This window comes from Actinokineospora terrae (assembly GCF_900111175.1).
GTDB classification, from domain to species: domain Bacteria; phylum Actinomycetota; class Actinomycetes; order Mycobacteriales; family Pseudonocardiaceae; genus Actinokineospora; species Actinokineospora terrae.
In genome coordinates, this window is the sequence record NZ_FOGI01000016.1 from 80188 (window position 1) to 103020 (window position 22833).

Below are 22833 nucleotides of genomic sequence, written 5' to 3' on the forward strand. Positions count from 1 at the left end.
TCACGCCTCCTTGGTGCGCACGGTCCGGCGCTCGATGCGCTTCTCGGCGGCCTCGTCCGGGGACAGCAGCACGACCCGCTGCACGAAGATGCCCGGCAGGTGCACCTCACCCGGGGCCAGCTCACCCGGCTCGACCAGCTCCTCCACCTCGGCGATGCTGACCCGACCGGCCATCGCGCACAGCGGGTTGAAGTTCTGCGCGGAGTCGCGGAACACCAGGTTGCCGTGCCGGTCGCCCTTCCAGGCGCGCACCAAGCCGAAGTCGGTCGTGATCGCCCGCTCCAGCACGTAGTCGTGCCCGTCGAAGTCGCGCACCTCCTTGGCCGGGGAGGACACCGAGACGTTGCCTGCGTCGTCGTAGCGCCACGGCACGCCCCCGTCGGCGACCTGCGTACCGACCCCCGTACGGGTGAAGAAGGCGGGGATGCCGGACCCACCCGCGCGCAACCGCTCGGCCAGCGTGCCCTGAGGGGTCAGCTCCACCTCCAGCTCACCGGAGAGGTACTGCCGGGCGAACTCCTTGTTCTCACCGACGTAGGAACTGGTCATCCTGCTGATCCGCTTCTCGCGCAGCAGCAGGCCGAGGCCCCAGTCGTCGACGCCGCAGTTGTTCGACGTGACCTGGAGCCCGGAGACGCCCTTCTCGAGCAGCGCCTGGATGAGGGCGCTCGGGATGCCGCAGAGGCCGAACCCGCCGACGGCGAGGCTCGCGCCGTCCGGGATGTCGGCCACCGCCGCGGCGGCGCTGGGGACGACTTTGTCCATGTGTGCCCCTCCTTCTGGGTGTGGCACCGGCGACTCTAGCGGGGCCGACGCCGTTGCCGATGTGTTCGAAATCGCCATAAATCGCCGTGGCCCGGTGGACGAGGACACTGTGCTGGTGGGTGTCGAGGAAGAGGGCCGCCCGGTGCGGCCCAGTGCTGACGGTCGCCGGTGGCGGCCGAGTGACGAACTGACGTTGCGGCTGCTGACCTGGTCGGCGCGACTGGTCGGTCTGCTCGCGGTCGTCTCGGTGGTGTTCCCGGTCGGGCGGCGCAGGCTGCGCGACACCGTGGGCGGCTGGCTCGACCTGCCGACCGAGGCCACCGTCGCCTCCGGCGTGGCGGTCCTGGCCAGCGGCGTCATGCTGATGATGCTCGCCACGGCGCTGCGCAGGCGCAAGCGCAGGGCCTGGCAGGTGGCGGTCGGGGTCACCGGCCTCATCGCGCTGGCCCACCTCGGCTGGCGGCACGGCATCGGCTCCGGGGTCACCGCGCTCGTGCTGTGCGTCGCGCTGGTCGCCACCAGGAGCCACTTCACCGCCAAGGCCGACCCGGTGCACGGCAAGTGGCGCGCGCTGCGGGTCACCGCGCAGATCCTGCTGGCCGGGTTCCTGGCCAACCTGGTGCTGCTGAGCTCCACGCCGTCGCGCTACACCGACAACGCCCCGCTCACCGACCGCGCGCTGCACGCCCTGCTCGCGCTGATCGGCGTGTCCGGCCCGGTCCAGCCGGTGCCGTGGCTCGACGACCTCTCCGCCGCCGTCGGCCTGTCCTTCGGCGTCGGCGCGCTGCTGATCGGCGGCTACTTCCTGCTCCGCTCAGCCGAACCCAAGCCGGGCCTGGCGCCTGCCGAGGAGTTCCGGCTGCGGGAACTGCTCGCCGCGCGCGGGGCCGAGGACTCGCTGGGGTACTTCGCGCTGCGCCGGGACAAGTCCGTCGTGTTCTCCCCGTCCGGCAAGGCCGCGGTGCCGTTCCGGGTGCTCGCCGGGGTGGCGCTCGCCTCGGGCGACCCGCTCGGCGACCTCGAGGCGTGGCCGGGCGCGATCGAGGTGTTCCTCGCCGGGTGCCGCGACAACGGCTGGGTGCCCGCGGTCATCGGCTGCTCCGAGCGCGGCGCCACGGTGTGGGTCCGCTACGGCCTCGACGCGATCGAACTGGGCGACGAGGCCATCGTCGACGCCGCCACCTTCACCCTCGACGGCCGCTCCATGCGCGGCGTCCGCCAAGCGGTCGCCAAGCTCCGCCGCGCCGGGTACACCGTCGAGGTCCGCCGCTCGGCCGCGCTGGCGGAGGGCGAGCGCGCCGAACTGTCCACCTTGGCCGAACGCTGGCGCGGCACCGAGACCGAACGCGGCTTCTCCATGGCCCTGTCCCGCCTGGCAGGCCCGGACGACCCGGACTGCGTCCTGGTCACCGCCTCCCGCAAGGGCGAGGTCACCGGCCTGCTCCAGTTCGTCCCCTGGGGCAGCGACGGCCTCTCCCTGGACCTGATGCGCCGCGACCGCGCGGTCGGCGACAACGGCCTCAACGAGCTGATGATCGCCGACATGCTCGCCGCCTGCCCCGACCTGGGCGTCACCCGCGTCTCGCTCAACTTCGCCGTCTTCCGCGCCGCCCTCGAACGCGGCGGCCGCATCGGCGCCGGCCCCGTCGCCCGCCTCTGGGCCAGGGCCCTGCGCCTGGGCAGCCGCTGGTGGCAGATCGAGACCCTCTACCGCTTCAACGCCAAGTTCGCCCCCACCTGGACCCCCCGATTCCTGGTCTTCCCCGCCGTCCGCGACCTGCCGAGAGTCGCCATCGCCGCCATCGAGGCAGAGGGCTTCGGAGGCCGCCCACCAGCACTTTTGCGCGCCCTCCGGCGCTGACCGGGGGGCGTTTTGCCCTCCGGTCAGGCACCTGTGTAGTCTTACCTCCCGAGCGGCCACTGGGGCCCCGGGAGGCTTCGCCTAGTCTGGTCTATGGCGCCGCACTGCTAATGCGGTTGGGGTTCAACGCCCCTCCCGGGTTCAAATCCCGGAGCCTCCGCTGTACACCCAGCTCGCTGGGTGACAACTGAACAAGCACCCGTAGCTCAACGGATAGAGCATCTGACTACGGATCAGAAGGTTAGGGGTTCGAATCCCTTCGGGTGCACTTCCGGGAAACCGCGGCGAGAGACTTCGCCGCGGTTTCTTCGTCGTCAGGGGGCTGGGGGATGGATGCGCAGGTGGTTGCTGCCCGCCGTGGTGATGGGGCTCGGGCTGGTCGCCGGGGCGGTGGCGGTGTACGTCGCGCCGAGCTTGCAGCGGCACCCGATGCCGACCGAGTCGATGGTGCCGACGCTGCCGGTGGGCAGTTGGCCGGTGGCCAGGGAGATCGCCGGTGACCAGGTCCGACGCGGGGACATCGCGGTGTTCTCGCTCGGGGTGTGGCCGGACGCCCGGCCGGGCGACGCCGACCGCTCGATGATCAAGCGGGTCATCGCCGTCGGCGGCGACACGGTGTCCGCGGACGCCACCGGGGTCATCTCGGTGAACGGCAAGCGGGTGGTCGAGGAGTACGCCAAACCCGACCCGATGTTCAGCCCATTCACCGTCCAGCTCGGCCATGACGAAGTCTTCGTCGCCGGGGACAACCGCGCCAACTCCCGCGACTCCCGCGTCTATGCCACAACCCCGCACCACGGCGGCGTTCCCCTCAGCGCCATCACCGCGGTCGTGGTCAGAGTGGACGACAAACCCCTGATCCCCACCGCGGCATTCACCTCAGCAGGCCTGGAAGGCTCCCCGAACAGCGATGAGCCGGACTGGTCCGGCTCGATTCTGATCGGTGCTGGTCTTGTCTTCCTCGCAGGCTCAGCCTGGCTCACCTTCGCCTTGGTCAGGGACAAGCGCCGGAATCGGCACTCGACCGCGCAGTCCACAGTGGCCTGAGCGTCGCGGTCGGAAGCTGGGCCGGGTTCTCCCATGGGCATCGCTGCTCGCCCGGGTGGGGTGCCGCTGCGTGGGGTCAGACTCGTTGGTTTTCCTTCTTGGTCAAGGGAAGGCGTCGGGGAGCCGGGTGCGGGCGGCTCCCCGACGCGTGGTCAGTGGTGGGCGTGGATGGTGAAGTGGGTGGTGGCCACGCCGGTGGGGGTGGTGATGGTGAGGGTGGCCTTGTAGGTGCCTAGGTGGGGGTAGCGGTGGTCCGGGGTGGTCACCTTCCACAGGCCGGGGGCGGCTAGCGGGCCCGCGGGGGTGGTGGGGGTAACGGGGACGTCGGCGGTGGTGCCGTCGCCGTAGGTGAGGGTGGCTAGGGGGGTTGTCGCCGAGGGGGCGGTGAAGCGGGCCACCTCGCCGCGCAGGGTTCGGGTGTGTTGGGTGGGGGCGGTGATGTCGGTGGTCCAGGGGACCGCGGGGCTGGGGCGGAAGTTGACGCCCGCGATGGTGAGCCTGCTGCCGAGGGAGGACAGGCGGGCGGTGAAGTCGGGGAGGTTCCGGCCGGCCTGCGGGGTCCAGCCGACCTCGGCGATGGAGACCAGGCGCGGGTAGCTCAACCACTGGGCCTGCGCCAACCCGCGCACCGTCTCCGACCACAGCGGCGCGGTCACCCCGATCACGTCGGACTCGGTGAGCCCGTCGCGGACCGGCTGCCAGTCGTAGTAGCGGTCGAAGTCGCAAGCGTTGCGGCAGGCCCAACTCAGCCCGATGGGGCTGCTCGGGTCGTACTTCTGGTCGATGTACGTGGTGCCCGCCGGGGACATGACGACCTTCGCGCCGCGCGAGACCTGCTTGAGGACATCGGCCAGCGTCGAGCCGCGCCAGAACTGGATCACCGCGCCGGGCGGCAGGTCGACCGCGGCGTACTCGTTCCAGCCCATCGGCAGCTTGCCGAGCCTGGCCACCTCCGGCAGGAGTTGGCGCAGGTAGGTGAGGTAGTTGTCGTGCCCGGTCACCAGCGCCTCGTCGCCGCCGATGTGCAGGTACGGGCCGGGGGTGAGCGCGGCGAGCTGGCTGAACACGGTCCGCAGGAACTCGTAGGTGACCGGCGAGTTGGCGTCCAGCGTTGAGTAGCCGACGTCCGCGGTGGTGTTCATCGGCTTGGCGACGCCGTCGGGGTTGAGCCTCGGGATCGACGCCAGCGCGGCGTTGGTGTGCCCCGGCCCGTCGATCTCGGGCACGACGGTGACGAACCTGGCCTTGGCGTGTGCGACGACCTCCGCGTAGTCGCGCTGCGTGTAGTACCCGCGGATGGCCGGACCGGTGCCGAGCGGGTTCCCGTTGCCGTAGACGTCGGCGCCGCCCAGCGACCCGACCCGGGTGAGCGCGTCGTAGTCGAGCCCGGAGGGGTTGTCCCCTGGCGTCGTGACCGCGATCCGCCAGGCCTGGTCGTCGGTCAGGTGCAGGTGCAGCGTGTTGACCTTGAACAGCACCGCGGTGTCGATGTAGCGCTTGATCTCCGCCACGGTGAGGTAGCTGCGCGCGACGTCGAGCATGACCCCCCGGTACGCGAACCGCGGGTAGTCGCTGATCCGCGCCGCCTGCGCCTGCCACACCGCGCTGACCCTGGTCCGGCTCTCCGCCCACGCGGGCAGCAGCTGCCGGAAGGTCTGCACGCCGAGGAACAGACCGGCGGGGGTGTCGGCGGAGATGGTCGCCGACCGCTCGTCGGTCACCAGCCGGTAGCCCTCGGCCGCATGCCCCTCCGGCGCCTTGCCCGGCCCGAGGTCGAGCACGATGTCACCCCGGCGCGGGCTGCGCGCGGTCACCGGCAGCCGGTACCCGGTGGCCGGTCGCAGCAGGTCACCGAGGTAGTCACCGACCTGCCTGGCCGCACCCCTGGCAACGATGTGGCTGCCCTCCCCGAGGGCGAACGGAGCCCGACCAGTAGCCACCGCCTCGACCGGCCGGGGCAACAGCCGCTGCACCCCGGGCTCGACGCTCGCGACCGGCATCGCAGGCGCCGCCGCGGCAGGCATCGCCACCAACGCCACCGCGGCAACCACAACCGTGCGCCAAGTCCTCCGCATCGAACCCTCCCAGGGCCAAGTCGGACATATGGTCTAGACCATAGAAACTCCCCTGCGCGCCCGTCAATCACTCGGTCGGCCTAGCCACCCACCCCGACCGGCCGCCAATCCCCTTGTCCTGATTGGACAATCGACACCCCACCAGCACCCACCCCGCCACGCCGACCTCGCGATGCGCTGGCACCAAACCCAAATACCCGGACAACCAATACCGAGTGGAATGGCACAGGCGACTTCTTGTTGCCCACCAGGAAGTCGACCAGGGGCAACCACCGCAGGGTCAGCAGACAGTCTGGGCCGAGCGCCCCAAGCCTCTAGCTACGGGATCGCCAACACCTACCCGCCCAGCGCGTGTTGAGCCCGCGCAGGCCGCTGTTGGAGTTTGGTCGAGATGGCTGCAAGTTCGGCCTCGCACTCGCCAAGAACGGCACGCTGTGACATAGGCCAGGACTTGCTCCCGACGACCGCCACGGCCACCTCGCCACCCGCACGGACCGCTTTCGCGACCAGGTTGGACACCACCCACCACAACACGACCCGGTCCAGGTCGGCGGTGACCGGCTCCCCCGCCGCGAGCCCGCCCGGCGCCCACGGCGGCGGCTGCGAAGCCGGCCTGGCCGTGGTCGGGTCCTCGTGCCACGCCGCAGGTCGGGGCGGCGCGTGTGGGACCGATTCAGGCCCGCCGGTGGTGCTGTGCCAGCCATCGCCTGGTGTTGCGGCGTTGCTCGGGCGTGGCCGCGAGGTCGATTCAATCGCGTGGCCGCTGCGGAACTGGTGGTGTGGTCGTGGTTGGTTGCTCGTGCTCCCGCCGCAGGTCGGGTGGTGCGTGTGGAGCGGGCTTAGGCGTGTCGGTGGTGCTGGTTGGTCGCGGTGCCGGTCATCGGCTGGTGTTGCGGCGTTGGTCGGGCATCGCAAGTTCGACCCAACCGCGCGGCCGCCGTGACACTGGTGGCGTGGCCGTAGGGTTGCTCGTGGTCCCGCCGCAGGTCGGGGGTGTGGAACCGACTTAGGCCTGCCGGTGGTGCTGGTTGGCCGCAGTGCCAGTCATCGCCTGGTGTTGCGGCGTCGATCGGGCATCGCCGCGAGGTCGATCCAATCGCGCGGCTGCTGCGTGACTGGCGGCCTGGCCGTGGTCGGGTCCTCGTGCCCCGCCGCAGGTCGGGGTGGTGCGTATAGAACCGACTTAGGCCCGCCGGTGGTGCTGAATGGTCGCAGTGCCGGTCGTCGCCTGGTGTTGCGGCGTTGATCGGGCATGGCCGCGAGGTCGATCCAACCGTGCGGCTGCCGCGGGACTGGTGGTGTGGCTGTGGTCGGTTGCTCGTGCTCCCGATGCAGGTCGGGGTGGTGCGTGTGGAGCGGGCTTAGGCGTGCCGGTGGTGCTGGTTGGCCGCGGTGCCGGTCATCGCTTGGTGTTGCGGCATTGATCGGGCATCGCAGTTCGACCCAATCGCGCGGCCGCCGCGGGACTGGTGGTGTGGTCGTGGTCGGTTGCTCGTGGTCCCGGCGCAGGTTGGGGTAGCGCGTGTGGAGCTGGCTCAGGTCTGCCGTGTGGGTGTTGGTTGGCTGCATCGTCAGGTGTTGGCTGGTATCGCGGCGTAGGTCGGGGCTGCCGCGAGGTTCGGTGTGGTTGTGCAACCACGGCGAGGGCGGCGGGGCGGTCATGGTTCGTTTCTCCTGAACCGGCCGTAGGTCAACGTGGTTCGTGTGGAACCGGTGCGGGCCCTGCTGTTGGTGCCCACTCGGGCCGTGGCGTCAGGTGTTGCCCGGTACTGCGGTGTGGTCGTGACTGCCATGAGGTTCGGTGTGGCTGTGCAACCGCCGCGAGGACAGCGTTGCGGTCATGGCTGGCTTCTCCTGCACCAGCCACAGGTTGGCAGGGTCTGGGTGGAACCAGTGCGGGTCCGCCGGTGGCCAGCCGTGGCGTCAGGTGTTGTCCGGTGTTGCGGCGTTGGCCGGGCACTTGACGCGAGTTCGGCCGTGCAGCCAACTCCGGAGCGGCGGTGCAGGCAACGCGGGAGCGGCGGTGCGGTCGTGGGTGTCTTCTCCTGTGGTGGCGTGGGTCGGGGTGGTCCGTGTGGAACCGGGGGGACCGGGGGACGGAAAGGCGCCCGGGGGAGGGGCTGGGGTCAGGAGGCGATCACCGCGTCTCGGCCGACGATGGCGGCTGTGGTTTCGGTGAGGAGGCGGCCGCTGACATCGGGGTCGCAGCCGACTCGGGGGAGCCGGGCGCGGATCGCGGCGGGGGAGCGTTGGCGCAGGGTGGCCAGTTCGCGGATCACCTCGGTCGCCGAGCGGGTCGGGGGGTGGCTGAGCCAGGACTCGCGCAGGGTGGAGTCCTGTTCGGCCGACCAGGGTTGGTTCGCGTTGCCGACCGTGCGCCGTTTGCCCTCCAGCGCGGTGATCGCGACGAGCGCCTCCCGCAGGAGCTTCGCCGTTTCCGCCGCGCCGCCGGGGGGCAGCCGCACCGCGCCCTCGGCGACCACCTCGCCGCGGTCGTCCTTGGCGATGACGTCGATGCCGAGCTCGCCGTCGTCATCGGCGGCCACGGTCAACGCGTAGCTGAGGTCCTGTCGTTTGCTGGTGTATTCCAGGTTGAATGCCATGTCCGCAACAGTAGGGATTCCGCGGCGGAGGCGGAGAAAGTTATCCACAGCCCCGATCGGGGGACTTGCCTAGCGGCGCCGACGACTCCTGCCGACCGAGTGCGGCTCGTCGATGGGTTCCTCGATCTCGTCCGGATCGTCGTCCACCGGTTCGACGCGCGCGCGTTCCTCGCGCAGGATCGTCTCAAGTGTGGTGTCGGCCTTTCGCAGTCGCCAGACGATGATCGCCACGGCGACCACCGCCGCCACTATCCACAGTGCGGTAGCCATCGGTCACCACTTCCGCATCAGCCGTTGCCAACCCGCTGGATGGGGTACCCCAAAGGCTCCCACCTCACGCATCAGAGCGCAGCGGGGCACCCCACATTACCCACCAGGTAGCACGGAATCCGCCCCAACGGAGCAGTGATCGGCCGCAAACCGACGAATCGCTCGCCCGAACGGCTACTGCGCGGACTCCCGCGGTCGCTCGGCGTCGACGACTTCCGCGACCGCGTTCGCCGACCGGTCCAGCGTCTCGCGCGCGGGCAGCCACACCAGCGCCGCGACGACGGTCAAACCGCCTGTGACCAGGAAAGCCCAGCCGAACGAGAGCCGGTCGGCGAGCATCCCGGCGATGATCGGACCGAGGATCGCGCCGACATCCGCTGCCATCTGATAGGTGGCGAGCACTTGCCCGCCGCGGGATTTGCCGATCACGTCGGCCACGGCTGCCTGCTGCGGCGGGGTCAACGTGCCGGTGCCGAGACCCGCGACCACGGTGGCGATGAGGAACTCGGTGACCGTCTCGGTGAAACCGAACCAGATGGTCCCACCCGCGGAAACGACCAGCCCGAACAGGATCAGCGGCTTGCGGCCCCACCGGTCCGACAACCGACCGGACACCATCAGCATCACCACGTTGCTGGCGGCGAACACCGAGAGCGCCGTTCCCGCGAACGCGCCGTCACGGTGCAAGACCTCGGTGATGAACAAAGGAACCAGTGAGACCCGAACTCCGAAAACCGCCCAGCCGCCGGCAAAGCTAGAGGTAAGTGAAGCGATGTAGCCGCTGTCGCGCAGTGCCTTGCGTAGCGGCATGACATCTCCGGTGTGCTGACCCGCGGGCGTGATCAGCGTCGACTTCCTTAAGAACAGCCACACCGTGCCCACGGCCACCATGAGCGCGGTGGCGTAAACGAGGAATGGCGCGCGCAGCGAGATCCCGATCAGTCCACCTCCGACAAGTGGACCGGCCACGTTGCCGAGCAGGAAACTGGTTCCCCAGAGCCCGGAAGCCTTGCCGCGCACGTCCGGGGGCGTCAGGTGGATCAGCAACGCGATGCCCGAGACGGTGAACATGGTCGACCCGATGCCGCCGATCCCGCGCAGGGCGACCAACTGCCAGTAGTGCGTCGCGAACGCGCAGGAGCCGGTGGTGACAGCGACGATGGTCAGCCCTGTCAGGTACACCTTGCGCTCACCGAGCCGTGTCACCAACCTGCCGCTGACCGGTGCGAACGCCAAGCGGGTGAACGCGAACGCGCTGACCACGATGGACGCGGCGGTCACGCTCACGTCGAAGCTGCGGGCGAAGCTGGGCAACGCCGGTGCCACCAGGCCGAACCCGACCGCGATGATGAAGTTCGCCACCACGATGACCCACACCTCGCGGGGGAGCGCCGATGGCCGCTGTCCTGTCGCTGCCACCGTCGGCACTCCTCTCGCGCATTGCTTAGCCCTGCGAACTATAGGCGGGTCGAACCAATCGGGGTACTCCCTGTCCGGGATGGGTCTGGACGGGGTACGTGGGTGTGGTCACCCGCACTAGCTAAGGAACGCCGATGTCCGAACCGTTCGACACCGTCGAGGTCGTCGCCCTGCTCGCCAAGCTCGCCGAGGCCGAACGGGACGCGCGCGAGCTGACCGCCGACGAGTCCTACCGCGATGGCCAGGCCGCCGGGCTCGCCCTCGCCCAACGCATCGTCCGCGAGCAGGCAAACCTGCCGGTGGAGGCCGACTCCGATCGGGTGTGATGTGGCAGAACGGGGCCGGGTGAGTACCCGGCCCCGGTCGCCCTTACCCGATATCGCGGCGCCGGAAGGTAGCCAGACCAGCCACGACCGCGACTAGAGCAACACCGGTCAGCCAGATCAGAGGGGTCGCGGTGAACGTGGTGCCCGGTTGCAGCTTGGGCACGTGCACAAACGGCGACACGTCCAACACCGCTTGGGCCAGACCGATCACCGGCCCGTACAGCGCGAGCAGCACGGACACGGCAACCACGGCCCATGACCCGGAGACGGCCAGCGCGGGCCACGCGCCGTAGAGCAGGGCGGCGATACCTGCGACGACCCATACCGCGGGGAGTTGAGCCATAGCGGCCCCGAGCGTGTGCGAGAGCTGGTGCCCTAGGTCTCCCGAGCGCAGCCCGTGCGCGAGACCTGCTGCAAGACCCGAGGCGGCGAGCAGCACGGCCGGGCCCACGATCGCGAACACGAGGTGGCTGCCTGCCCACCGGATACGGCTGACCCCGGTCGCGAGCACCGACTCCGCGTGGGTAGCGGTCTCCTCGGACCGGGTCCGCAACCCGGCTTGTACTGCGTAGACGGCGCTGAGCATCCCGAACAGCCCGACGATCGCGGACAGGTAGGCGTCGACCAGACCCTGCGTCCCGCCCATGCGCTCCATGATCTGTTTGACCTGCTCGCTGTCGCCCACGAGGCCACCGATGCCATCAGCGATTGCACCGAAGATCACCCCCATGACCACAACGGCGGCCGTCCACCCGAACAGCGACCCGCGCTGCAACCGCCACGCGAGCCCCAGCGGGCTGGACAGTGACTTCGCGGCCGTGGCCGGACCAGGCCTAGAGGGGAACAGACCGGCGCCGATGTCTCTACGCGGAACCAGTTGATACGCGATAGAGGCGACGACAGCGGCAACGCCGATTGCCAGCAGGAACACCCACCAGTCGTTGTTCACGAACGGCTTCGACCACTGCGGCCACGCCAACGGCGACAGCCACGACACCCAGCTCGCCGACGGGGTCGAGTCACCCAGCGCGCGTAGCAGGAACGCCGCGCCCAGGACCGTCGTCGCCAGGCCGTTGGCCGAACGGGAGTACTCGGTGAGCTGCGCGGTGACAGCGGCGATCGCGGTGAACACCAGGCCAGTGCCCGCGAGCGTCAACCCGAGGGTGAGAGCGCCCGCCACGGGGAGACCAGCACTGGCCATACCGGCGGCGATGAGCACGCCGATCAGCAAGCTGGAGGCGCCGGCGACAATCACGCTGGCGGTAAGAGCGGCATACCGACCCACTACGGCGGAACCCAGCAGCTCTAGCCGCCCCGAGTCCTCTTCCGCGCGCGTGTGCCGGGTGACGGTGAAGATCGCGAATAGGGCGATGAACAGCGCGAGGAACGAGCCGTACCGCCACGCGCTCCAGCCGCCGGGGGTGGACAGGTCGAACGCGGGTCCGTAGAGCACTGCGACTGAGGGGTTGCTGCCGGTGCCCGCGTTGAGGGAGGCCCTGGCGGCGACGGTCGGGTAGAGCTTCTCGTAGGCCGACACGGTCGACCCGGGGATCACGCTCAGGACCACGATCCAGATCGGGAGGATGACCCGGTCGCGGCGCAGGGCCAGCCGGATGAGCGACCACGTGCCCGTCATCGGACGCCCGCCTGTTCGTCCTGGTAGTGGCGCAAGAACAGCTCTTCGAGCGTGGGCGGCTGGCTGGTCAGCGAGCGCACACCGGATTCGACGAGCGCCCGCAGCGCCCCGTCGAGCTCGCGGGTGTCGACGTCGAACTTGACCCGATTGCCCTCGACGACCAGGTCGTGCACTCCGGGCAGCGTGGCGATGCCGTTGGGTGGGGCTGCCAGTTCCGCGCTGATGCTCGTGCGGGTCAGGTGCCGCAGGTCGGTAAGAGTGCCTGTCTCGACCGTCTTACCGGCGCGGATGATGCTCACGCGATCGCACAGGGTCTCCACCTCGGCCAGGATGTGGCTCGATAGGAGAACCGTGCGCCCCCGGTCGCGCTCCTCGCGCACGCAGTCCTGGAAGACCGACTCCATCAGCGGGTCAAGACCGGACGTGGGCTCGTCCAAGACGAGCAGCTCGACGTCGGAGGCAAGAGCGGCCACTAGAGCCACCTTCTGCCGGTTGCCCTTGGAGTACGTGCGGCCCTTCTTGCGCGGGTCCAGGTCGAACCGCTCCAGCAGCTCGGCGCGGCGGCGCTGGTCGAGGCCGCCGCGCAGCCTGCCCAGCAGGTCGATGACCTCGCCGCCGGACAGGTTGGGCCACAGGGACACGTCGCCGGGCACGTAGGCGAGCCGGCGGTGCAGCTCGGTGGCGTCGTGCCACGGGTCGCCGCCGAGCAGGGTGGCGCTGCCCGAGTCGGCCCGCAGCAGGCCGAGCAGCACGCGGATGGTGGTGGACTTGCCCGCCCCGTTCGGGCCGAGGAAGCCGTGGACCTCCCCGGTCCGCACCGTCAGGTCGAGACCGTCCAGCGCGCGGGTCCGGCCGAAGGTCTTGACCAGGCCGGACACCGAGATTGCGGTTGTCATGGTTCAGAACGTACTCTTCGTTCACAACTTTGTGAATGTTCGAAACAGGCTAACGTTGTGAAGTGGACCGGAAGGGTGAGGCAGTGGCGGAAGACCCGTTGGCGCACTACGTGGAGCGGTTCGCGTTGCTCCTGTCGGACGCGGGCATGCCCAGGATGCCTTCGCGGGTGTTCACGCGGCTGCTGGTCACGGACTCCGGTAAGGCCACCGCGACCGAGTTGGCCCAAGCGCTGCAGGTAAGCCCGGCGGCGATCTCGGGCGCAGTGCGCTACCTCGAACACGTCGGCATGATCAAGCGCGGTCGTGACCCCGGTCAGCGCCGCGACCACTACGCCGTCCCCGACGACGCCTGGTTCGAGGCGATCATGAACCGGGACAAGGTGCTCGCCGCCTGGGCCGCCGCGATGGCCGATGGCGCCGAATTGCTCGGCGCCGACTCGCCCGCGGGCAAGCGGATGGCCACCAGCCAGCGGTTCTTCGACTTCCTGCGCCGGGAGATGGACGAGCTGACCGAGCGGTGGCGCGCCCAGCGCTAGCGCTCGGCCGCCTGCACGAGCCGCTTGGCCAGGTCCTGGATGAACGTGCGCAAGCCCGCGCGCACGACGGACCCGGTCCCCGGGATGCGCTCCACGAAGCTGATCCGCCACACCAGGTCAGTCCCACCGCCGTCGCGCGGGATGAACGTGACCTCGCCCCGGTAGTCCTTGACGGGCGCCGAGGAGCGGAGCACATAGACGTGCCGACGGTCCTGTTCGTACTCGACCGTCTCCTCGCGCACTAGGACCGGCTTGCGGCCCAACACGCGGATAGCGCCAACACCACCAGGTGAAGGATCGCCCTCGCGTTCCAGGTACGACTCAGCCACCACTGGCCGCGCCCACTCGGACCACCGCCTGCCGTCTGAGACCAGGGTGAACAGCGCGGCCGCGTCGGCGCTGCTGCTCGTGTTGATCTCGAAGGCGAAGGTGCGTTGGCGCTCGACCATGGGCGGTCTCCCGGTGCCGGGGCTGTGGACACCGCAATCGTTCCACCCCGGATCCGGCGTAGCCTGCCCACCGGGCGAATAGCCGCGCTCGCCGACTCGGACCGGATGAGGGGCCAGGCATGACGACTGCCGACGACCGGGTGCTCGCGCTCGCCGACGAACTGCTGGAGCTGCAGCTGGCCGCCGAGCCGCTGGGCGCCACGCTGCTCGGGGTCCCCGGCTACGACGACCGGCTGGCCGACGCCTCCGAGGAGGCCGGGCTGCGCCAGCGGGCCGCCGCCGTGGACATCGCGGCCCGCGCGAGCGAGTACCCGGACGACCTCACCGCCAAGGTCGTCAAGCAGCAGGCCGAGGCCATCGTCGACCGGGTCGACGCGCGGATGGTCGAGTACACGATCTCCGACATCTTCGTCGGCCCCGCCGCCTCGCTGCTGACCTTCCTGCCGATGGTCGTCCTACCGGACGCCGAGCGCGGACAGGCCTACCTGAGCCGGTTGCGCGATGTCCCCAAGCACCTCGCGCAGGTCGGTGAGCGACACCGCGCTGGTGTGGCGGCCGGACGGGTTCCGGTGCGCAAGCTGGTCGACTCCGCCATCGCGCACCTCGACCGGTACCTGGGCGTCGACCTCCAGGCCGATCCGCTGCTGGCCCAAACGCTGGCGGGTGACGACAACGGCTTCGCGGCTGAGCGGGAGCGCCTAGTAGCCGAAGTGGTCCGACCGGCGTTCGCCGCGTACCGCGCGCTCTTGGCCGACGAGATCGCCCAGCACGGCAGGCCCGACGAGAAGCCCGGCCTGTGTGCCCTGCCTGGTGGCGACGAGGCCTACGCGGCTCTCTCGCGTGTGCACACCACCACCGATCTCACCCCGGACGAGTTGCACCAGACCGGCCTGGACGTGATCGCGAGCCTGCGCGCGGAGTACGCCGAGCTCGGGTCCCGCGTCTTCGGCACCTCCGACCAGGCCGAGATCTTCCACCGGCTGATCACCGACCCCGAGCTGCGCTGGCGCGACGCCGACGAGCTGCTCGGCCACGCCAGGGCCGCGATCGAACGGGCCGAGGAGGCCGCGCCGCGCTGGTTCGGCAGGCTGCCCGGACAGCGCTGCCAGGTCGAGCCGGTTCCCGCGGCTGAGGCGCCCGGTGGCCCTGCCGCGTACTACATGCCGCCCTCTCTCGACGGCCTACGCCCCGGCGTCTACTACGCCAACACCGACCGCGCGCACGAGCGCGACAAGTTCCTCGCCGAGGTCACCGCGTTCCACGAAGCCGTCCCCGGCCACCACTTCCAGCTGACCATCGCGATGGAGCTGACCGAGCTGCCGCTGCTGCGCAGGCTCGCCGACGTCAACGCCTACGCCGAGGGCTGGGGCCTCTACACCGAGCGCCTCGCGGAGGAGATGGGCCTGTACTCCGACGACGTGGCCCGCTTCGGCATGCTCGCGATGGACTCGATGCGCGCGGGCAGGCTCGTCGTCGACACCGGGCTGCACGCCAAGGGCTGGAGCCGCGCGCAGGCCGTGGACTACCTGCGGGCCAACACGCCGCTGTCCGCCCTGGAGATCGGCAACGAGGTCGACCGCTACATCGCCTACCCGGGGCAGGCGCTGTCGTACATGGTCGGTCGGCTGGAGATCCAGCGCGTGCGGGCCGAGGCGGAGAAGCGGCTGGGCGACCGGTTCGACATCCGCGCCTTCCACGACCTGGTGCTGTGCGGTGGTCCGCTGCCGTTGAAGGTGCTCGACGAGGTCGTGACCGCCTGGCCGGGGGTCTAGCGCAGGCTCGCCCCGGACAGGATCGCCTCGACGGTGGCCTCGGTCAGCGGCGCGGGCTTGTCAGGCCCACCTGCCAGGTCTGCCGCCACGACCAGCAGCGCGATGCCGCGGGCACGGGTGTCGGTGGCGTTGTCCAGGTCGATGGCCAAGACAGCCACCTCGCCCTTGGTCGACGCGCACTTCGGGTCTGCCGGTGTCGACGTGACCGCGGCGGTAGCGACAACGGCCTTCTTGCCGTCGACCTGGAGCGGTCGGATGTTGGGTGACGCAACTGTCGCGCCGGGGAAGTAGACCCGGCCAAACGCGGACGTGAAGGTTGTGGCGGTTTTCTCGGCCGTGACGTCCTTGTCCGCTGGGTTTTGCGCGGTCGCACTAGTGGCGAACGCTCGGCTGTAGCCCGTGCCGCCACAGGTATAGGGGCCATAGGCAGCCGTACCGCTGAAGTCCACCCCGGCCACGTTCGGCTTTGCTGTCGCGTCCACCTGCCAGTTGGTGGGAACGCGATAGGACAGGTGCGCTGCGGGATTGTCGATCACGCGACCGGGTAGTGGCGGTGGTGCGGTGGTCGACGTGCGGCGTGGCCGCGAGGTCGTGGTCGGTGGCCGCGACGTGGGTGTGGACGGCCGGACCCCTGTGGTCGACGTCACCGCCGCTTCATCCGGTGCGTCCCCCGATGAGCGGTTGACCAGCGCCAACACGACGACCGTCACGACCACGCCGACGATCGCGACGACGCTGAGCGCCATGGGGACCCGGGACGCCCGCCGGGGTCTGTTGTCGTCCTGCCAGCCGGTCACGCGGCGAACGATAGCCGGACGGCGAGCCGGGAATTGCCATTTCAGATGGTTACTCTCCGCGTAGATGTCACCGTCTCAAGTGAACGTATGACAACACTTTGGACTCAGATCCACCCCCATCGTGGGGTTTAAATGAGCGCTTAGTAGAGTCCGCCCACGCTGACGTGTCAGTTCGACCTCAATCGAGTGAGTCGATCTTTATGCAGGTCAGTGGCGGCGGGCTGTGTCGGGCCGGTGCCGCGCCAGGTTCACGGATCGACGTTCACGTGCGCAGAGGAGAGTCAATGCGGAGTCGTTGGAAGGTGGCCACGGCCGCCTTGTCGTTCGCCGCGGTATCGGTGTCGCTCGCCGCCATCCCCGCAGCGGCGGCTGAGTCCGCCAAGGGCACGCTCCTGCCGCTGGAAGACGCGGTCGCGCAGGGCTACTCGGTGAACATGGTCAAGGGCCAGCACACCAAGGACGTGAAGCCGTACCTGCTCGCCTTCAAGCTCGCAGGCGGCGAGAAGCTCGGCGTCTACTGCGTGGGCATCGACATCGAGTGGTCCTTCGCGACCAACGCGATGACCGAGGTGCCGTGGGGCGACTACCCCGACGAGAACGCCTCGTTCAAGGCCAACGCCGACAAGATCAACTGGGTGCTGCACCACGGCTACCCGAACGCCTCGCTCGCGGACCTCAACAAGCTCGGCCTCAACACCAACGCCGACGGCATCGAGCTCGAGGAGGCGGTCTCGGCCACGCAGGCCGCGCTCTGGCACCTCAGCGACGGATACGACCTCGACACGAACAACCCGGTCTCGGATGAGGGCAACTCGGCCGATGACGCCGAGAAGGACATCCGCGCGCTGTACGACTACCTGATCGGCGACGCCAACGTCGGCATCGGCCCGTGGACCGCCGGTGAGCTCAAGGTCAACCCGGGCTCCCTCTCCGGCACCGCCGGTGACCGCGTCGGCCCGTTCAAGGTGACCACCAACGGCACCGTCACCGCGCTCGAGAGCCAGCTCCCCGCCGGTGTGAAGATCACCGACGACAAGGGCAAGGTCCTCACCGCCGCCGACATCAAGAACGACACCGAGTTCTACATCGAGGTCCCGGCAGGCGCCGCCGCGGGCAACGGCACGGTGAAGCTCTCCGGCAAGTCCCCGGTCATCGAGCTCGGCCGCCTCTTCACCGGCACGCACCCCGACGGCAGGCAGGCCCAGCCGCTGATCGTCGCGGACTCGGAGACCAAGGACCTGAACGTCCAGGCCAAGGTCGACTGGAAGGTCAAGCCGACCACGCCGCCGTCCTCCTCGACCACGGCCACCACGCCGCCGTCGTCGACCACGGTCCCGCCGACCACGACCACCACGGTCGCCCCGATCCCGCAGCCCAGCCCGGGCCTGCCGGACACCGGTGCCTCCATCCTGCTGCCCGTCCTGGTGGGCCTCGGCCTGCTCGGTGGCGGCGCGGGCGCGCTGCTCTACGTGCGGCACCGCCGCCGCGCCGCGTAACCAGCTGATCTGAACCGATGCCCTCCCTGGTCCGCCGGGGAGGGCATCGGCGTCTTACCGTCACGGGGTGAGCGACGACGTGGCGGCACCGCACTGGCTGCGGGGCCTGTTGAGCCAGAAGCCCGCGCCGGTGCCCTGGAAGCGCGGCCTGCGGGCCGCCGCTTCGATCGCGGGCCCGGTCGCGGTCGGTTTGGCCGCGGGTCGGATCGACCTGGGGGTCCTCGTGTCACTCGGCGCGCTGTGCGTCGTGTTCGCGGACATAGACGGCCCTTATCCCTATAGGTTCCAGCGCACGGGTTGGGCTGCCTTCGCTGGCGTCGTCGGGTACCTCGTAGGCGCGCATCTGGCCAGCTCAGCGGTGTGGGTGCTCGTCCTGGTCGCAGGCGTGTCGGCTCTCGTCAGCGCTATAGGCAGCACGGCATCTATGGCTGGGCTCCAGCTGTTGGTGTTCGCCGTCCTGGGGACCGGGCAGATCGCCGAGCCGTGGCTGGCGGTCCGGTGCTTCGGCTTGGGCGCAGCGTTCGCGTTGGTGCTGTCGCTGGCCGCTTGGCCTGTCCGGGGTGCGGCGCACGAGCGAGCCGCAGTGGCCGCGGTCTACGACCAGATCGCGGTGATGCTGGCCGCCTCCGGTACCTCTGCCGCACGACAAGCCCGTAGGGACCTGACGGACACGCTCAACACCGCCTACGACGCCCTGTTCAACGTCCGCTCTCACCTGGCCGGTCGCGATCGGTCCTACCGACGCCTGTTTGTTCTGCTCACCGAGACCACCCCGGTCATCGAGGCAGCTGTAGCGCTGGTCAACGCCAAGAAGCAGGCGCCGCCGGAGTACGCCACCTACCTGCTCGATGCCGCCTACCGGATCCGCGTCCGAGAGCCCCTGGCCGAGCCACCGAGCCCGCCCGACGAGGGCCGCGCCGTCGCCCAACTCCACGCCGGGCTGCGTGCGGTCGCCGAGTTCCGCCGTGGCGACCACGACACCGACCGGCGCCAAGAGGGCGAGCGGCTGGACCTGCGGGTTCTCCTCGGTAGGCGTACCTGGCTGGTCGTGCTGCGCCTGATGCTGTGCGTGGGGCTTGCGGTCGCCGTTGGACGGCTCTTGGAGCTAGAGCACGCGTACTGGGTGACGTTGACCGTGGCGATCGTGCTGAAGCCCGACTTCGGGTCGGTGTTCGGTAGGGCCGTCCTGCGCGGCATCGGCACCGCGATCGGCGTGCTGCTCGGCGCGGGCGTGCTCGCCCTAGCCCCACCCAGCTGGGTCCTAGTGGGGTTGATGGCGGTCGCGGCGGCGGCACTGCCCATCGGGCAGGTTCGCAACTACGGGATGTTCAGCACGTTCGTGACCCCCTTGGTGCTGGTCCAGTTGGACATCGCCCAGGCAGGCCAGTGGAGTCTGGTCGGTGCGCGCCTGCTGGACACCGCCATCGGTTGCGCCATCGTGCTCGTAGTGGGCTACTTGCTGTGGCCAGGCGCTAGACGCCCCCGAGTCGGTGAGGACCTGGCGGCGACCCTTGACACCATCGCCGACTACCTCGAACACGCCCTCTCAGGCAGGACAGATGAGAAGTCCACCTTGCGCAGGCAGGCCTACCGAGCGCTCTCCGACCTTAGGACCGCCTTCCAGCAGTCGATCGTCGAGCCCTCCGCCGCGGGCCGCCAAGCCGCCGCGTGGTGGCCGGTGATCATCGGCCTCGAGCGCCTCACCGACGCGGTCACCGGCGTCGCCGTCGCGATCGACCGGGGCGCCGACCCGGTCGCCGACGCCGACACCAAGGCCGTCGCCGCGGCGGTCAGGGAAGCCGGGAAGGCCGTGCGCGGCGAGCGGGCGCCCAAGCGGGCGGCGCTGCCCGACGACGACCGGCTCGACCGGGTGGTCGGCGAGCTGACCTCGGTGAACGCCACCCTGCGCGGACCGGTACTTGCCAGAGGGCGTCGAACGCGGGTGCCGGAGTAGGTATCTTGATTGTTTGGCAGTGGGCACTGCTGGATCGGTTGGGTAACCTTCCAGCTTGGCGTGAGGAGCAACATGGGCATCGACTTCAACCAGCTGAAGCAGCAGGCGGAGAACCTGGTCGAGCAGCACGGGGACAAGATCGAGCAGGGCGTCGAGAAGGCGGGCGAGTTCGTCAAGGGCAAGTTCGGCCACGAGGCGCAGGTCGACGCCGTCGTCGACAAGGTCCAGGACCTGATCCCGGACAAGCCGCAGACCCAGGGCGACCAGGCGTGAGCTCACCCACCTCGACCGAGCGGGCGGAGACCGCGGCCCGGCTGCGCAACCCCGCGGTGGTCACCTGGCAGGGCACCGAGCCGACCTCACTCGAGTCGGTGCGGTTGCTGCTCGCGGACGGCAGGCTCCGCGCGTCCGGGAGGCTCATCGTCGCCGCCGACCGTTCGGCGGGTGTAGAGGCGTACAGCGCCTCTTACGAGGCCTCCCTCGACCGCGGCGAGGAGGCGGGCAGGCTCTTGCTCCGCACGACCACCGCCGAGCAGGAGCGGCAGATCTCGCTGAGCCGCGCCGAGGACGGCACCTGGCTCGTCGACCACGGCCACACCTCGGCCAGGGACAACTTCGGCGGGTCGGTCACCGTGCACGTCGCGGGCGCGGTCACCTTCGCCACGCTGCCGATCCGGCGGCTCGGGCTGCACCGCACCCCCGGCGAGTTCGAGATCCCGGTCGTGCACGTGTCGCTACCCGACCTGCAGGTCAGGCTGGTCGACCAGACCTTCCGCACGGTCTCGGTGGACGAGCGCGGCGCGGTCATCGCGTTCACCCAGGGCGAGTTCAGCACCGAGTTGACGGTGGACCCCGAGGGCGTGGTCCTGGACTACCCGGGTGTCGCGACCCGCGTCTAGCCGGCCAGCTGGAACGACGCGTAGGCCAACCCGGGGATCGCCTTCTCGTCGACCCCGATGGCCTTCACCTCGACGGTGTGCCTACCGGCGTTCAGCCCGCCGGTAGGCAGCGCGAGCGTCCACCGGCCGCCGACACCGGGTCCGTCCACGATGGTGGGGATGCCCGCGATCCGCCTGCCGTCCAGCCGCACCTCGATCCCGGCCAGGCCCGCCAGCCGCCCGGCGACCCGTTGGCCGTCGAGCCCATCGGTGCGCACCTCCAGCACCACGCGCCCGCCCCGGACCTCGCCGCCCTCGGGGATCGCCTTGCCCGCCGCGTCCAGGAACGTCCCGCTCGGCTCGGCCAACGCAGGCCTGGGCCGGGGCAGAGGCAGGTCGGTACCGCTACCTGCCGCAGGTGAGACAGCTCCCTCGGGCGCGGTTAGCTCCAACGCGACGTTGATGACATTCGTCGCTGCCTGTCCTTGGTGGAGTGGCCCTCGCACCCGCAGAGGCAGTGTCTTGCCGTCAGCCGCCAGCACGAGTGCCTCCGCCGGTACGTCGGCGACGATCGGATAGCGCACACCCCTGGACATGGGCTGCCCGGCGACGGCAGGTCTGGCAGGGAAGGTGGCGCCACCGATCTCGATGCTGAACGTGTCCGTAGTCGCGTCACCCGGGCGGTTCTGGGGGACCAGCACCGCGCGCACCTGCCCTCCACGGGTTCCCTTGACCTGAGCGCCGGAGGCAGATGTCGACAGCGGCGCGTCAGGGCTCACGACGACGCGACCAGCGTCGATCGGCGGCGGCACTACGAGCACAGGGACGGTCGTAGGTGCGCCGATGAACCCGACAAGGTTGACCGCCGCGTAGACATTGGCCGGGCCAGTGAACCCCACCAGTGCCGTTGCTTCCCGCCATGTCGGGACCACATCGCTCCCACCGACGACAACGCCGTCTTGGAGCACCTGAACACCGGACTCACTGAAGACCACCTCCCAGCGGACCGTGAACCCGATCTCCGGCGGCTTGGGCGCGGTGACCCCGCCGCCTCGCGTGGTGCGCGGAGTCCCGGGGGCGACGAGAACACCCACGTCGGTCGACGCGCTCTGACCCGCGATCCACACCCTGATCGTCCCCGGCGGCAGCGTGGGGTCGTCGGTGGCCCTGCCCGCCGGTTGCGGGGTGATGGTGGGGCCGTTCGGGGAACCGTCGATCAGGTCCGCCGGGCCGGGGACCAGGTCGAGGTGCAGCACGCCGCCCAGCCCGACCTGGTCGGTCTCGACCACCAGACGCCCGTACTCGCCGTTCACCGGCGTGTCCCGGAGCCGGAACGGCGGCCGGGCCTGCAGCGCGACCGGGTCGGTCCCGCACTTCGCGCTGATCACGAGCCGTCGACCGTCCTCGCCCTCCCCGCTGGTGGCCTTACCGCAGCCGTTGCTGCTGGCCAACGTCCACTTGACCGGGTCGGGGATGACGCGAGAGGTGAACCGGTCGTTGAACGACCAGGGTGGGTCGTCCGCTACCTCTAGGGGCGTCGCGTTGGTCTTGGTCGGTTCGGACCGCTGACCGTAAGCGTCGACCGTGCGGACCTCGATGTCGTAGGCGGTGTTGTTGTCGAGGGCGTCCAACTGCGCGCCGGTGTAGGCAACGAAGCGCGTGAACTCCATCGTCCCCATACGACCCCAACGCACGTCGTAGCCCGCTGCGTCCTTCGGCTCATCCGGCCCCCACCGCAACTGGAGGCGCTGTGGGCCAGGAGTGACCTTGATGGCCGCTGGCGGCTTGGGCTTCTCCGCCGGACGCGGCACGACGACGCCCTCGGCGGCGAACGGCTTGACGGTCGTCTGCGCCGGTGGGACCTGCACCGTCGTTGGTGCTGCCTTCTCCTCCGGCGGCGTGCGCAGGACAAGGACCGCCCCGACCAGCACGGCCAAGCCCGCTGCGATGGCCGCCAACCGGCGCACCCGGTTCGGTCGAACCGGCGTTGGTAATGGTCCCGGGAGATCCACCGGCCCAACGTAGGCGTCGTTCAGCGGCCCCTTGCCGATTC

General features: G+C 70.0%; 19 protein-coding genes and 2 tRNA genes. 11 read left to right on the top strand and 10 right to left on the bottom strand.

The annotated features are described in order from the left end of the window. On the bottom strand, positions 1 to 765 hold the full coding sequence (locus BMY07_RS30060) for a CoA transferase subunit A (RefSeq protein WP_092786066.1): 765 nt from the start codon (positions 763 to 765) through the stop codon (positions 1 to 3). Between the two features lie 142 nt (positions 766 to 907). Between BMY07_RS30060 and BMY07_RS30065 the strand changes: the two genes are divergently transcribed. From BMY07_RS30065 to lepB, 4 genes are all read left to right on the top strand, one after another. Next, on the top strand, positions 908 to 2626 hold the full coding sequence (locus tag BMY07_RS30065; RefSeq protein WP_092786235.1) for a phosphatidylglycerol lysyltransferase domain-containing protein: 1719 nt from the start codon (positions 908 to 910) through the stop codon (positions 2624 to 2626). Between the two features lie 70 nt (positions 2627 to 2696). Further along, positions 2697 to 2786 (top strand) — tRNA-Ser (locus tag BMY07_RS30070). Positions 2787 to 2821: 35 nt separating this feature from the next. Continuing rightward, positions 2822 to 2894: transfer RNA gene (locus BMY07_RS30075), tRNA-Arg, on the top strand. A 65-nt stretch (positions 2895 to 2959) separates the two neighbouring features. After that, entirely contained in the window at positions 2960 to 3673 is a 714-nt protein-coding gene (gene lepB, locus BMY07_RS30080; RefSeq protein WP_092786068.1) for a signal peptidase I, read from the top strand. Between the two features lie 152 nt (positions 3674 to 3825). Here lepB and BMY07_RS30085 read toward each other — a convergent pair whose 3' ends face one another. The 4 genes from BMY07_RS30085 to BMY07_RS30100 all read right to left on the bottom strand — a co-directional run bounded on the left by BMY07_RS30085 (position 3826) and on the right by BMY07_RS30100 (position 10040). After that, positions 3826 to 5748 (bottom strand): family 20 glycosylhydrolase, encoded by a 1923-nt coding sequence (locus tag BMY07_RS30085; protein WP_092786070.1) that lies wholly within the window; start codon positions 5746 to 5748, stop codon positions 3826 to 3828. 2126 nt (positions 5749 to 7874) lie between these two features. After that, on the bottom strand, positions 7875 to 8351 hold the full coding sequence (locus BMY07_RS33945; protein WP_143073714.1) for a hypothetical protein: 477 nt from the start codon (positions 8349 to 8351) through the stop codon (positions 7875 to 7877). Between the two features lie 69 nt (positions 8352 to 8420). Further along, a complete protein-coding gene (locus tag BMY07_RS30095; protein ID WP_143073715.1) occupies positions 8421 to 8621 on the bottom strand; it encodes a hypothetical protein in 201 nt (66 codons plus the stop codon). 174 nt (positions 8622 to 8795) lie between these two features. Next, positions 8796 to 10040 carry an MFS transporter gene (locus tag BMY07_RS30100; RefSeq protein ID WP_177215883.1) on the bottom strand — a complete coding sequence of 415 codons (1245 nt, stop codon included), beginning with the start codon at positions 10038 to 10040 and terminating at the stop codon, positions 8796 to 8798. A 134-nt stretch (positions 10041 to 10174) separates the two neighbouring features. Between BMY07_RS30100 and BMY07_RS30105 the strand changes: the two genes are divergently transcribed. Further along, positions 10175 to 10366 carry a hypothetical protein gene (locus BMY07_RS30105; protein ID WP_092786076.1) on the top strand — a complete coding sequence of 64 codons (192 nt, stop codon included), beginning with the start codon at positions 10175 to 10177 and terminating at the stop codon, positions 10364 to 10366. Between the two features lie 43 nt (positions 10367 to 10409). Here the strand turns inward: BMY07_RS30105 and BMY07_RS30110 are convergent, their stop codons facing one another. Further along, positions 10410 to 12002: an ABC transporter permease gene (locus BMY07_RS30110; RefSeq protein ID WP_092786078.1), complete on the bottom strand. Its 1593-nt coding sequence runs from the start codon at positions 12000 to 12002 to the stop codon at positions 10410 to 10412. Beyond that, complete coding sequence (locus BMY07_RS30115; protein WP_092786080.1) at positions 11999 to 12898, bottom strand: ABC transporter ATP-binding protein; 900 nt, start codon at positions 12896 to 12898, stop codon at positions 11999 to 12001. The genes BMY07_RS30110 and BMY07_RS30115 overlap by 4 nt, the downstream gene beginning before the upstream one ends. Before the next feature lie 62 nt (positions 12899 to 12960). On the opposite strand from BMY07_RS30115, the gene BMY07_RS30120 reads away from it, so the two are divergent. Beyond that, complete coding sequence (locus BMY07_RS30120; RefSeq protein WP_245782740.1) at positions 12961 to 13434, top strand: GbsR/MarR family transcriptional regulator; 474 nt, start codon at positions 12961 to 12963, stop codon at positions 13432 to 13434. On the opposite strand, the gene BMY07_RS30125 is transcribed toward BMY07_RS30120, so the two are convergent. Continuing rightward, positions 13431 to 13883: an SRPBCC family protein gene (locus BMY07_RS30125; RefSeq protein WP_092786082.1), complete on the bottom strand. Its 453-nt coding sequence runs from the start codon at positions 13881 to 13883 to the stop codon at positions 13431 to 13433. The genes BMY07_RS30120 and BMY07_RS30125 overlap by 4 nt on opposite strands. 119 nt (positions 13884 to 14002) lie before the next feature. Between BMY07_RS30125 and BMY07_RS30130 the strand changes: the two genes are divergently transcribed. Further along, positions 14003 to 15655: a DUF885 domain-containing protein gene (locus BMY07_RS30130; protein ID WP_092786084.1), complete on the top strand. Its 1653-nt coding sequence runs from the start codon at positions 14003 to 14005 to the stop codon at positions 15653 to 15655. Here the strand turns inward: BMY07_RS30130 and BMY07_RS30135 are convergent. Next, positions 15652 to 16452 (bottom strand): DUF8017 domain-containing protein, encoded by an 801-nt coding sequence (locus BMY07_RS30135; protein WP_143073716.1) that lies wholly within the window; start codon positions 16450 to 16452, stop codon positions 15652 to 15654. The genes BMY07_RS30130 and BMY07_RS30135 overlap by 4 nt on opposite strands. Positions 16453 to 16736: 284 nt before the next feature. Between BMY07_RS30135 and BMY07_RS30140 the strand changes: the two genes are divergently transcribed. The 4 genes from BMY07_RS30140 to BMY07_RS30155 all read left to right on the top strand — a co-directional run bounded on the left by BMY07_RS30140 (position 16737) and on the right by BMY07_RS30155 (position 20801). Further along, positions 16737 to 17948 (top strand): thioester domain-containing protein, encoded by a 1212-nt coding sequence (locus tag BMY07_RS30140; RefSeq protein WP_177215884.1) that lies wholly within the window; start codon positions 16737 to 16739, stop codon positions 17946 to 17948. 67 nt (positions 17949 to 18015) lie between these two features. Further along, the gene (locus BMY07_RS30145; protein WP_092786090.1) at positions 18016 to 19902 is read left to right on the top strand and encodes an FUSC family protein; all 1887 of its coding nucleotides are present in this window, start codon (positions 18016 to 18018) and stop codon (positions 19900 to 19902) included. A 72-nt stretch (positions 19903 to 19974) separates the two neighbouring features. Next, positions 19975 to 20175, top strand: coding sequence for an antitoxin (locus tag BMY07_RS30150; RefSeq protein ID WP_092786092.1), 201 nt, complete (start codon positions 19975 to 19977; stop codon positions 20173 to 20175). Further along, positions 20172 to 20801, top strand: coding sequence for a putative glycolipid-binding domain-containing protein (locus BMY07_RS30155; RefSeq protein ID WP_092786094.1), 630 nt, complete (start codon positions 20172 to 20174; stop codon positions 20799 to 20801). The genes BMY07_RS30150 and BMY07_RS30155 overlap by 4 nt, the downstream gene beginning before the upstream one ends. Here BMY07_RS30155 and BMY07_RS30160 read toward each other — a convergent pair. Further along, a complete protein-coding gene (locus BMY07_RS30160) occupies positions 20798 to 22738 on the bottom strand; it encodes a fibronectin type III domain-containing protein (protein WP_143073717.1) in 1941 nt (646 codons plus the stop codon). The genes BMY07_RS30155 and BMY07_RS30160 overlap by 4 nt on opposite strands. Positions 22739 to 22833 lie beyond the last annotated feature (95 nt).

Bases quoted from the DNA above. Each gene is read 5' to 3' on its own strand.
- BMY07_RS30060 (WP_092786066.1), bottom strand. From the start codon at position 765: ATGGACAAAGTCGTCCCCAGCGCCGCCGCGGCGGTGGCCGACATCCCG.
- lepB (WP_092786068.1), top strand. From the start codon at position 2,960: ATGCGCAGGTGGTTGCTGCCCGCCGTGGTGATGGGGCTCGGGCTGGTC.
- BMY07_RS30085 (WP_092786070.1), bottom strand. From the start codon at position 5,748: ATGCGGAGGACTTGGCGCACGGTTGTGGTTGCCGCGGTGGCGTTGGTG.
- BMY07_RS33945 (WP_143073714.1), bottom strand. From the start codon at position 8,351: ATGGCATTCAACCTGGAATACACCAGCAAACGACAGGACCTCAGCTAC.
- BMY07_RS30095 (WP_143073715.1), bottom strand. From the start codon at position 8,621: ATGGCTACCGCACTGTGGATAGTGGCGGCGGTGGTCGCCGTGGCGATC.
- BMY07_RS30105 (WP_092786076.1), top strand. From the start codon at position 10,175: ATGTCCGAACCGTTCGACACCGTCGAGGTCGTCGCCCTGCTCGCCAAG.
- BMY07_RS30110 (WP_092786078.1), bottom strand. From the start codon at position 12,002: ATGACGGGCACGTGGTCGCTCATCCGGCTGGCCCTGCGCCGCGACCGG.
- BMY07_RS30115 (WP_092786080.1), bottom strand. From the start codon at position 12,898: ATGACAACCGCAATCTCGGTGTCCGGCCTGGTCAAGACCTTCGGCCGG.
- BMY07_RS30125 (WP_092786082.1), bottom strand. From the start codon at position 13,883: ATGGTCGAGCGCCAACGCACCTTCGCCTTCGAGATCAACACGAGCAGC.
- BMY07_RS30130 (WP_092786084.1), top strand. From the start codon at position 14,003: ATGACGACTGCCGACGACCGGGTGCTCGCGCTCGCCGACGAACTGCTG.
- BMY07_RS30140 (WP_177215884.1), top strand. From the start codon at position 16,737: ATGCGGAGTCGTTGGAAGGTGGCCACGGCCGCCTTGTCGTTCGCCGCG.
- BMY07_RS30150 (WP_092786092.1), top strand. From the start codon at position 19,975: ATGGGCATCGACTTCAACCAGCTGAAGCAGCAGGCGGAGAACCTGGTC.